Below are 9,082 nucleotides of genomic sequence, written 5' to 3' on the forward strand. Positions count from 1 at the left end.
GTTGCACCCCTCCACCCTATATCAAGTGCATCGTTGGCAGTTTCCTCCGTAGGCGCCATCGACTGAGAGACCGACGCGCTCCCGCTTACCCGACCCGGGAGCCGATCCATGGACTTCGACTATATCCGCCGGCGCCACGCGCTTTCGCTCACGCTCGCCACCACCGCGATGTCGCGCGAAGCCCGCTATGCGCATCGCAGCCTCGCCCGGGCCTATGCCGACCGGATCGAGACAATGGGTCGGTCGCTGGCCCTGCTGGACCCGCAGGCTTCGTGATCGTCTGGGGGCGAGGCCGCTCTGGCGGCGCCCCTTTCTCCCGCGCTCCGCGACAGAGGAACTTCGATGTCCGCTCCTACGACGACTGAAACCACGGCCACGCGCGCGCCGATCCGCAAGCAGTTCCGCAGCACGTTCGGGATGCCGCGCCCCGCGCCGGAAAGCCTGGAACGCCAGAGCCGCGTCGCGCTGCTCGCCTGGAACCTCCTCGGTGGCGATGCCGCGATCGCCTTTCTCAACAGCCATGACGAGGCGCTGGGCGGCCGGCCGCTCGACCTTGCCGTCGCCAGCCCGGTCGGCTGCGAGGCGGTGGAGCAGGCGATCACCGCCCGCGCCGAGCGCCGTTGAATCGCTGCCGTGCTGCTGACCATCCGTCACCGCACCAGCTACCGCTATGCGCGGCCGGTCTGGCTGCAGCCCCACCGGATGATGCTGTGCCCGCGCGGCCAGCATGACCTGCGGCTGCGCACGACCGAGCTCCGCTGCGTGCCGCTGGCGGCGATCGACTGGACGCAGGACGTGTTCGGCAACCTGATCGCGACGGCGACCTTCGCGGAGGCGACCCATACGCTGACGATCAACAGCCGGATGGTGGTGGATCATTCCGCCGCGGCATGGCCGGTTTTCAGCATCGCGCCGTCCGCGCACCAATTTCCCTTCACCTATTCCGATGCGGACATCGCCGATCTTGGCGGGATGCGGCTGCCCCATTACCCGCAGGCGGCGGACCGGGTGAGCGCGTGGGTGGCGCAGTTTCGCGGTACCGGGCCGACCGACACGCTGACGCTGCTCAAGACGATCAACACCGCCATCGCGACCAGCCTCGCCTATCGGGTGCGGGAGGAAGAGGGCACCCAGGCGCCGGACGAGACGCTCGACCAAGGCAGCGGATCGTGCCGCGACTTCGCTACGCTGTTCATCGAGGCGGTGCGCCACCTTGGCTTTGGCGCGCATGCGGTGTCGGGCTATCTCCAGCCCGACCTGCCGGGTGACCAGCACGGCACCACCCATGCCTGGGCCGAGGTATATTTGCCCTGCGCCGGCTGGATCCCCTTCGATCCCACCCATGGCCGCATGGGCGGGGCGGGCCTGATCCCGGTGGCGGTCGCGGGCAACATCGCCCGGATCCACCCGGTGCGGGGCAGCTATCTCGGCGCGCCCGAGGATTTTCTCGACATGCAGGTCGAGGTGACGGTCGAGACGAGCAGCGCGCCCGCCGGTGCCTTCGACGCTTTTGCCCTCTGAGATGCCCGATCCGAACGGACGCGCCGCCGAACTCGATCGCGCCTATCGGACGTTGTGCCGGGGCGCGCGCTTCGTAGCCGGCCCCATGGGGCAAGCCGCGACGCGGCCCGAGAGGGCCGTGCCGATCAGCCATCGGCACCGGTCGAAATGGATCGGCAACGGCCTGCGCGAATTGGATCGGTTCCTCCATCATCTGCTCGACGCGGTCGCGAACGCCCATGGCCTTGGTGCCGCGCCCGGCCAGCGGAACAGCGCCAACAAGCTGCGCGCGCTGCACGCGGCGCTGGGGCATGGCGAGGACGATCACGGCCGGCTGCTGGGACTAGGCGGCACGCGCGCCTGCCTGTTCCACTGTGACGGTATCCTCCGGGGCCACGCGATGGCGGCGGCGTGCTGGACCGGCCTCGGCCGGTCTGGGACGGCACCGGGGCCCGAAACTGGCACGATGCTCCTCATTCTACCGGCGGACCTGCAGTGCGTAGGCCATTTCTATCGAAGGCTCGCCGACGATCTCGTGCAGCGTCCCTAGGGCTGGGACTCACAAAAACCACATGACGCTGGCGGCGAGATGGATGCTGCCGAGGAAGACGGCGGCTGTACGGTCATAGCGCGTGGCGAGGCGTCGGCAGTCCTTGAGGCGGCAGAACATGCGCTCAATGGCGTTGCGTCCCCTGTAGAGGCTGCGGCTGGAGCAGCTTCTCGAGCGTCGATTGGCCTTGGCGGGATGTTGGGAACGGCACCCTGTTGTTCAATCAGGTCGCGGATGCGGTTGGTGTCATAGGCGCGGTCCGCATGGACGATGCACTGGACCGGCAGGCTGCCCAGCAACGCTTCGGCCGCTCGACAGTCTGCGGCCTGACCCGGCGTCAGGTGGAAGGCGAGCGGCTTGCCTTGGGCGTCGGCGATGGCGTGGATCTTGGTGTTGCGTCCGCCGCGGCTGATGCCGATCGCCTGGGCATGCGCCCCCCTTTTCCGCCAGCTGCCGACCGATGGGCTTTCACATGCGTGCTGTCGATCAGGACCTCAGCCGGTGGTCCACCGGCAGCAGCCAACGCTTCAAAAACCGTCTGCCAGACGCCCTTTTCCGACCAACGCTTATGCCGGTTGGACAGCGTCTTGTACGGACCATAGGCGCTCGATGCGTCCTTCCAACGGCAGCCCGCCTGCAGCACATGGACGATGCCGCTGATCACCCGGCGGTCATCGACCCGCGGTACACCTCGCGGCTTGTTGGGCAACAGCGGCCGCAGCCGCTCCCACTGCTCGTCGCTCAGCCAGAACTCTCCCGGCAAATCACCCTCCACATCAACGAGGAGGGTGAATCACATTTCTCACGCCGCGGGAATCCCGTTTATGGGTCCCAGCCCTAGTAAATACGTGGTGGATCCCCATATTGATCTTATCGCGGCCAGCCTTGCCTGAGCAAGGCCGCGGCTGAGAGAGAATCCTGCTCCCGCTCTTCGAAGGAGCAGCCCCATGTCTTCTTTCTCCCTGGTTCCGCGGTCCCCCAACGTTGTTCCCTTTACTTATGGCAGCGCGCGTCGCAGGCAGATCCTGTCGATTTTCACGCCGCGGCACGATCCCGCAGGCCCACCCAGACCGAAGTCCGCCTGAATGTCGCGCGTCGTCAACATCGACGCGGCCATGCAACAGGTACTTGCGACCTGCGCACAGCAGCAGGTGCGGATCAGCGCGATCGAGCCGATGTCACCACGCGGCACCCATGTCGTCTTTGCCCGCGCAGAGGATGCCGAGCGAATCCGCCAGCTGTTTCAGGGGCGCCTGCTCGACGGTGCGGTGACGCGCGTCCGGCGGCCCGCACGTCCCATCTGATCGGACGATCAGATGCTGCGCCAATGTCCCCATCGCGAACACCGAGGAGTCACCATGATGCAGCCGACCGCCTTTACCTGCCGCGCGCAGGAAGCCCGCCAGCGTCAGCTCGCGATCGATGCCCCGTTGCCCAATGTCCGTGACGTAGCGTTCATCGCAGCGGCAGCCTGGAAAAAGGAAGCGCTCGCGGCCGAAAAGCGCGAGGCGCGCGAGATCGCCACCCGCCTGCACCGGATCGAAGCGAGTCTCGAACGCACCACGGAGGAGCGCGGCTTGAGCGAGAATCCGGATCGCGGTTTTGCCGATCGACCGGTGCTGCACGCGCTGGGGTGATGCCGGGCGGCGCGCGCTTCCGTCACGCGCCGCTTTCGTTCGCCGCCGATAGGTCCCCGGCGTCCGGATCTCGCCCCTGCTGGCGATCGAGCGAACGCATGATCGGCGTCACCGTCAGCCCGTGCAGCAGGATCGAGAAGAGTACCACCAGCCCGATTATGCCCCATAGCCGTTCGGCCTGCGCCACCGCCATGTGGTTCATCCCATAGGCCAGGTAATAGATCGTCCCCACGCCGCGTATGCCGAAAAAGGCCAGCGTCAGCTTCTCGCTGCGATCGGCGCGGTAGCCGAGCAGCCCGGTCCACCCCGCCAACGGCCGCACGACCAGCAGGATCGTCGCCGCAATGCCAATGTCGACCCATCCGACATGCGCCAGCAGGCCGCTGACGAGCGCGCCACCGAACAGGATCAGCAGCGCCATCATCACCAGCCGCTCGAGCTGTTCGATGATCGTGTGCATCTCGTGGTGGAATGCGTGCTCGCGGTGCGTATGGCGGAAGGTCAGCGCGGTCACGAACACCGCCAGGAAGCCGTAGACATGGGCGATCTCGGTCAGGCCGTAGGATACGAACGTCGCCGAAAGCGCGATCAGGCCGTCGCCCGTCTTGGCGAGCTTGGAGTCGGCGCGGACGTGGAATGTGAGCCAGCCAAAGGCGAGACCAACCAGCCATCCGCCGAGGATGCCGCCGCCGATTTCCCACACCACCCGATAGCCCAGCCACGCGCCGAGCCACGGCGCGCCCGACACGGCGCTGGCCGCGAGCAGGATGGCCAGATGGACGAACGGAAAGGCGGCTCCGTCGTTGAGACCGGCTTCCGAGGTTAGGCCGAAGCGGACCTCATCCTCTTCCCCGGTTTTTGGCGGGCCGACCTGGACGTCCGAGGCGAGCACCGGATCGGTGGGCGCGAGGCTCGCCCCCAGCAGCAGCGCCGTCGCCAACGGCAGCCCCACGGCCCAACCGGCAATGCCCGCGATCGCAAGGATGCTGAGCGGCATGGTAATCGCCAGCAGTCGCCAGGTGACCGCCCAGCGTGCCCACCCGAATACCCGGTCGATCTTGAGACCGGCGCCCATCAGCGCGATGATGACGATCAGTTCTGAAAATCGCTCCGTGATGTCCGGATACCGCATGGGCAGCGGCCGCAGCGTTACCTGGGGCAGAAGGAAGATCGTTGCGCCGATGCCCATGCACACGATCGGCAGCGATAGCGGCAATTTGCGGAGTGCGAGCGGCAGCCACGCCACCAGCGCCACCAACAGGCCCGTCCCGGTCAGGACAAGGATATAGGTGGAGGGGAGCAAGCTGGCATGGTCCATCGTTGCTTAACCGGTCGCCGAGCGGATCGGGTGCCGGCGCGTGCGAAAGACGCTGGCACCGCCATGTCTGATCGTTGTTCGGCGGAGCGCATCTCCACGCTCAGGCTTTCTTCCCCTCAGTGCCCCGCCGCTTCCCGTTCGCGCAGCGTGGCCAACTGACCGCTCAACTGGCGCAGCACGCGGGTGCGATGCTGATAGGTGTTATGGCGCTCCCCCACCCGACCGGCGACGAAGTCGCTGGAGAACGCCCTGGTCATGTCCGCAAGCGCGGCCTCAAGCGCATCCGCATCCGATCCGGCTGGCGCGCAGGGGCGCGGGGCAGCTTCGTCGAGCAGGCGTGTCTTTTTCTGGTCGTTGGTCATGCATGTGTCCTCGCCGAGCGGGAGTACGTAGCATCTCTCAGTCGCAGCGACGCTCGTGGCGGGTGCTGCGATAGACTGAATATGGGGACGCCGAAGCGCTATGAATAGATGCGATTGCATCTATCGGCTGTCGTGCTGCGGCGTCAGGCTCAAGCTGGCTGACGATCAGGTACGGAACCGGCACATCCAGCGAAGCATGCAAAGCGTGATTTGCATGCCAACCATTTCGGGCTGGCCATCGAGCCCGATAGCATATCGCTATGGGCGTGGAACGTGGACGACGGTTGGTTATTGAAGGATGGGCGCGGCTTCATGCTGCAGGAGGGCGATGGTCGGCTCCTGACTGGAGCTGCCGTTCAAGATATCTCTCCGGAACGACCGTTTTGTCCCAATTTCAGTCCCGCAGAGCCGATCGCGAACCATCCGCCTGCTGCATGGCTGAAGTGGGATGCATCTGCCTCGGTTGCGCTGCCTATCGCAGCCCTTGGCCTCACGCAGGCAAGAGGCCCCTCCCCTGCCCTACCGTTCAATGCGTCAGCGGATGGCTACGACCTTGACTTCAACAGCGTCCGCGATCTTCTTCCAGTTCTGGTCGCTCGTCCAAGCTGGCAGGCCATCCCGCCTCGCCAGTGCAAGACAGAACCGATCACCCAAGCTCAAGCCTGCTTCTGCTGTCGGCCCACGCAGCCTGCCGGCGATTTGTGCGAGCGCCTTGTCCGCAGGAACGATGGTCATCGGGAGCGGATCTAGCATGTCGTCAATCTCTCGCTCCGGCATGCCGGCATGGATGAAGTGAGTGACAACTTCAGCGTAGTTCACGCTGCTGACCCGGGCCTCGGCAATGGCGGCTGCGACCTTGGCAGCGCCACGCTCACCTCGAAGCATGGCGATTATGGCACTTGCGTCGAGTACGATGCTCACTCCCCGCTCTCCTCCCGGCGTCGCGCTAGGAATGCTTCTACCGACGCCTCCGGATTGTCACCGGTGTATCGCTTGGCCAAGGCCTGTGCTCGAGCCACAGCTTGGTTGGCTGTCCGCAACACAACGCCATCTTCGGTTTCGTCCAGATACACCGCTCCGCCGCCTGTTAGCCCCAAGCGCTTGCGAACGTCAGCTGGCAGGCTCATGCGGCCAGTTGCGGTTATATTGATCTGAAGTGTCATAGCGCGCCTTCAAAGCAGATTGCCAAATTTCACCTCAGATAGGCGAGCTCGGCAACAGTGGCAAGGAACGCATATCGAGGCACATTGGATTCTCGGTGCCACGCCCTACTGGCCTTGCCTGGATTCCTTGCCCCTCCCTGTTCGGCGACTTGCATCCTCCGATGGCAGCGCTTGTCGGAAAACACATGATTTTCGGCACCCTGAGCGACAACCTTGTTTCCGCGACAACCTTGTCTCGGAACGTGATCGACAAACCCTGTCGCTTTGATTCAGTGTACGGAAAGCTGGCTTCGGGGGTTTGTCGTCCATGCTCATTGGATACATGCGTATGCCGTCTGCGAATGATCGCCAGTCGGTGGCTCTGCAGCGTGACGCGCTCACCCTGGACGGTGTCGACCCGCGGCACTTTCATACTCCGAAAGAGTTGATCATATGCTGCAGAGCGCGGATCACGCAGGCAAGGCTCCCCTCCCCTGCCGTTCGTTCGCTGCTTCAGCAGATGGCTACAACTTCGACGACGACCGCGTCCGTGCTATCGGGTATCGCGTCCTTGCCCAGTCTTGTACCGTCGTGACGACGAACGGCTTAGCTCCCCTGCCCTGCTACCTTTCGGCCGTTTCCGACCAACTCACGCCGTTCCGATGCAGCTGCAGGAAGGTCGCATTGCGCCGGAACCGGTCATTCGTACGTTCGGCAGCTGTCAGACAGCGAGGCGCCCTATTCTCGGCCGTTCAGATCGGTTCGGTGCAATCCCGAATCCGCCATTCGATCATCCAGCTGGCGCCGTGAAACGTTGGCCGGCGGCGCTAAAGAGGTGGACGCCTATGCCCACGCTTCGCGGCTAGCCTTCCTCAGTGGGCAAGCGCCTTGCGGTGCAAGCTCCGGAAGGCTCGGTCGGTCAGCAGCTGATTGTACAGCTCTACTTGATCGCGGAATGCGTCGAGCGAGCCGTGGCCCGCCTCGTCGCGCTAGGAATGCATCCACCGACGCCCCGGGGTTGTCGCCGGTGTACTGTTTAGCCAGGCTTGGGCTCGAGCTACGGCCTGATTGGCTGTCCGTAACACGACACCATCTTCGGTTTCGTCCAGATACACCGCTCCGCCGCCTGTGAGTCCCAAGCGCTTGCGAACGTCAGCTGGCCATGCGCCCTGTTGATCTGCAGCGTCATAGGGCATCTTGGAAGCAGATTGGCAGGGTAGGCTTAAACTAGGCAAGCGCGCTCGAAACGGCAAGGAAACTCCTCCGGTGCATAACAGCTTCCACGTGACGAAACTTGTCGCTTTTGCCTGAACGCCCTTCCCTGCCCTGCCCGGCGCCACGGATACTCAAGATGGTCGCTGGTAGCGGGTGCGTTTTGGGTATGCCCTTCGAGCACCAGGCTACAACCGGTGCTTCAATCGCCTGCAACCACCCAAAAGAGACTGAGCAGTCGCGGACCGGGAATAACAGACGCCCAGGATCGGCGTTTGAGGGCTGGCGGAAATGACCTGTTTGTCGCACATCCACTCGCGTCCCAGGCTGACGCCCGCTTGCGGAAAGCCCGCCGATTGCACCGGCTGGAAGTGGCGTCGGAAACGGACCGGCGGCTCTCGATAAGATGTGGACGATAGCTGCCGTCCCGGAGGCGATGGTTCATGGGAAACGCGGCATTGGGAGGTATTCTGTCGCAAGGGGCGTAAGCCCGTTCTACGGCCGTCAGCCGCCCCGATCCGATTTGAGGAGGCTAAGCGCGAAATAGACTAGCCCGAGCATAACCCGAGCCGGCCACATTAGTGCGGAGTGCGAAAGCATGGTCGCCAGCAAAAGCCCTACGAACACTGCCAGCGATGCCCACCCTTCGAAGGAGACGGGCATGGGCAGAGTGCCTGCGCGAGAATCGTGAAACCATGGTTTGCTCGACATGTGACTCTCTCATCGGCGGCGCAGTCGCCTTCTAATAGAGCAGGCGCCGACTATCTCACGCAACTCGACCCGCTTGGCTGACAGCGAAGGCGCGAGCAAACCGGCAGCTTTTCCACCTGGAGCGGGATGGCGGCTTGCCGGCGAGCTGCGGCGTCGAGGGCCTGAAAATGGGTGGTGAGCAGACGTTTCGATATGTGTGTCGGCCTAGTAAGCGTTGGGCGAAATTCCGGGCAAGCGGCAGAGGTGCGCAAAGGCGGCGAGGGTTCCGGCATCGTCGGACCCGTGGCTCTGAAAATCGACGTTAAGCTCACGAGACACAAACCTATCGCCCCACCCCATGCTACTCGCCCTATGTAGAAAGAGCGCAAACGCTGCCGGGTCGGGTGCCGTCCAAAAGAAGCTGCCGTCACTCCGAGAACGGAGCGGATATGCCCACTGATTTGATAATTTTAGAACAGGATAAGTGCCCGTTTTTACGGTTACATGCCCCGTGGGATAAAGCTCTACACTGAAGCCCCACGCACCTTTACGGATCAGCCGGCAAGTAGCGGCGATCCGGTCGCCCTTGGGCGATACCGTACGGACGTGATAGCCTCTGACGTGCTCCCCAAAACTCCTCCAGTCATAACTGGAGTCCGGGGTAGTCATGG

The 9,082-nt window shown here is 64.1% G+C and carries 10 protein-coding genes and 3 pseudogenes; 7 read left to right on the top strand and 6 right to left on the bottom strand.

Annotated features, from left to right (window positions below; genetic code table 11):
- Positions 1-108: 108 nt before the first annotated feature.
- The 4 genes from RT655_RS19580 to RT655_RS19595 all read left to right on the top strand — a co-directional run bounded on the left by RT655_RS19580 (position 109) and on the right by RT655_RS19595 (position 2,050).
- Entirely contained in the window at positions 109-276 is a 168-nt protein-coding gene (locus RT655_RS19580; RefSeq protein WP_313540386.1) for a hypothetical protein, read from the top strand.
- Between the two features lie 66 nt (positions 277-342).
- Positions 343-624, top strand: coding sequence for a hypothetical protein (locus RT655_RS19585; RefSeq protein ID WP_313540389.1), 282 nt, complete (start codon positions 343-345; stop codon positions 622-624).
- Positions 625-633: 9 nt separating this feature from the next.
- Complete coding sequence (locus RT655_RS19590; RefSeq protein WP_313540392.1) at positions 634-1,521, top strand: transglutaminase family protein; 888 nt, start codon at positions 634-636, stop codon at positions 1,519-1,521.
- A gap of 1 nt (position 1,522) precedes the next feature.
- The gene (locus RT655_RS19595) at positions 1,523-2,050 is read left to right on the top strand and encodes a hypothetical protein (protein WP_313540395.1); all 528 of its coding nucleotides are present in this window, start codon (positions 1,523-1,525) and stop codon (positions 2,048-2,050) included.
- A 9-nt stretch (positions 2,051-2,059) separates the two neighbouring features.
- On the opposite strand, the pseudogene RT655_RS19600 reads toward RT655_RS19595, so the two are convergent.
- A pseudogene (locus RT655_RS19600) lies at positions 2,060-2,813 on the bottom strand (IS5 family transposase).
- A 352-nt stretch (positions 2,814-3,165) separates the two neighbouring features.
- On the opposite strand from RT655_RS19600, the gene RT655_RS19605 reads away from it, so the two are divergent.
- Both RT655_RS19605 and RT655_RS19610 read left to right on the top strand, forming a co-directional pair.
- Positions 3,166-3,354, top strand: coding sequence for a hypothetical protein (locus RT655_RS19605; RefSeq protein WP_313540397.1), 189 nt, complete (start codon positions 3,166-3,168; stop codon positions 3,352-3,354).
- A 54-nt stretch (positions 3,355-3,408) separates the two neighbouring features.
- Positions 3,409-3,687: a hypothetical protein gene (locus RT655_RS19610; protein WP_313540400.1), complete on the top strand. Its 279-nt coding sequence runs from the start codon at positions 3,409-3,411 to the stop codon at positions 3,685-3,687.
- A gap of 22 nt (positions 3,688-3,709) precedes the next feature.
- Here RT655_RS19610 and RT655_RS19615 read toward each other — a convergent pair whose 3' ends face one another.
- From RT655_RS19615 to RT655_RS19630, 4 genes are all read right to left on the bottom strand, one after another.
- The gene (locus RT655_RS19615) at positions 3,710-5,005 is read right to left on the bottom strand and encodes a cation:proton antiporter (protein ID WP_313540403.1); all 1,296 of its coding nucleotides are present in this window, start codon (positions 5,003-5,005) and stop codon (positions 3,710-3,712) included.
- 116 nt (positions 5,006-5,121) lie between these two features.
- Positions 5,122-5,367: a hypothetical protein gene (locus RT655_RS19620; RefSeq protein ID WP_294251274.1), complete on the bottom strand. Its 246-nt coding sequence runs from the start codon at positions 5,365-5,367 to the stop codon at positions 5,122-5,124.
- 534 nt (positions 5,368-5,901) lie between these two features.
- Positions 5,902-6,288: a type II toxin-antitoxin system VapC family toxin gene (locus RT655_RS19625; RefSeq protein ID WP_313540410.1), complete on the bottom strand. Its 387-nt coding sequence runs from the start codon at positions 6,286-6,288 to the stop codon at positions 5,902-5,904.
- Positions 6,285-6,530, bottom strand: a complete 246-nt coding sequence (locus tag RT655_RS19630; RefSeq protein ID WP_313540413.1) for an AbrB/MazE/SpoVT family DNA-binding domain-containing protein — start codon at positions 6,528-6,530, stop codon at positions 6,285-6,287. Before RT655_RS19630 ends, RT655_RS19625 begins: the two co-directional genes overlap by 4 nt.
- Before the next feature lie 307 nt (positions 6,531-6,837).
- Between RT655_RS19630 and RT655_RS19635 the strand changes: the two are divergent.
- Positions 6,838-6,936: pseudogene (locus tag RT655_RS19635) on the top strand (recombinase family protein); the annotation flags it as partial.
- 554 nt (positions 6,937-7,490) lie between these two features.
- Here RT655_RS19635 and RT655_RS20020 read toward each other — a convergent pair.
- Positions 7,491-7,705, bottom strand: a pseudogene (locus RT655_RS20020) (hypothetical protein); the annotation flags it as partial.
- Between the last annotated feature and the right edge of the window lie 1,377 nt (positions 7,706-9,082).

The sequence above is a fragment of the Sphingomonas sp. genome (genome assembly GCF_032114135.1).
Taxonomy (GTDB): domain Bacteria; phylum Pseudomonadota; class Alphaproteobacteria; order Sphingomonadales; family Sphingomonadaceae; genus Sphingomonas.

Bases quoted from the DNA above. Each gene is read 5' to 3' on its own strand.
- RT655_RS19595 (WP_313540395.1), top strand. From the start codon at position 1,523: ATGCCCGATCCGAACGGACGCGCCGCCGAACTCGATCGCGCCTATCGG.
- RT655_RS19615 (WP_313540403.1), bottom strand. From the start codon at position 5,005: ATGGACCATGCCAGCTTGCTCCCCTCCACCTATATCCTTGTCCTGACC.
- RT655_RS19630 (WP_313540413.1), bottom strand. From the start codon at position 6,530: ATGACACTTCAGATCAATATAACCGCAACTGGCCGCATGAGCCTGCCA.
- RT655_RS19580 (WP_313540386.1), top strand. From the start codon at position 109: ATGGACTTCGACTATATCCGCCGGCGCCACGCGCTTTCGCTCACGCTC.
- RT655_RS19610 (WP_313540400.1), top strand. From the start codon at position 3,409: ATGATGCAGCCGACCGCCTTTACCTGCCGCGCGCAGGAAGCCCGCCAG.
- RT655_RS19585 (WP_313540389.1), top strand. From the start codon at position 343: ATGTCCGCTCCTACGACGACTGAAACCACGGCCACGCGCGCGCCGATC.
- RT655_RS19620 (WP_294251274.1), bottom strand. From the start codon at position 5,367: ATGACCAACGACCAGAAAAAGACACGCCTGCTCGACGAAGCTGCCCCG.
- RT655_RS19605 (WP_313540397.1), top strand. From the start codon at position 3,166: ATGCAACAGGTACTTGCGACCTGCGCACAGCAGCAGGTGCGGATCAGC.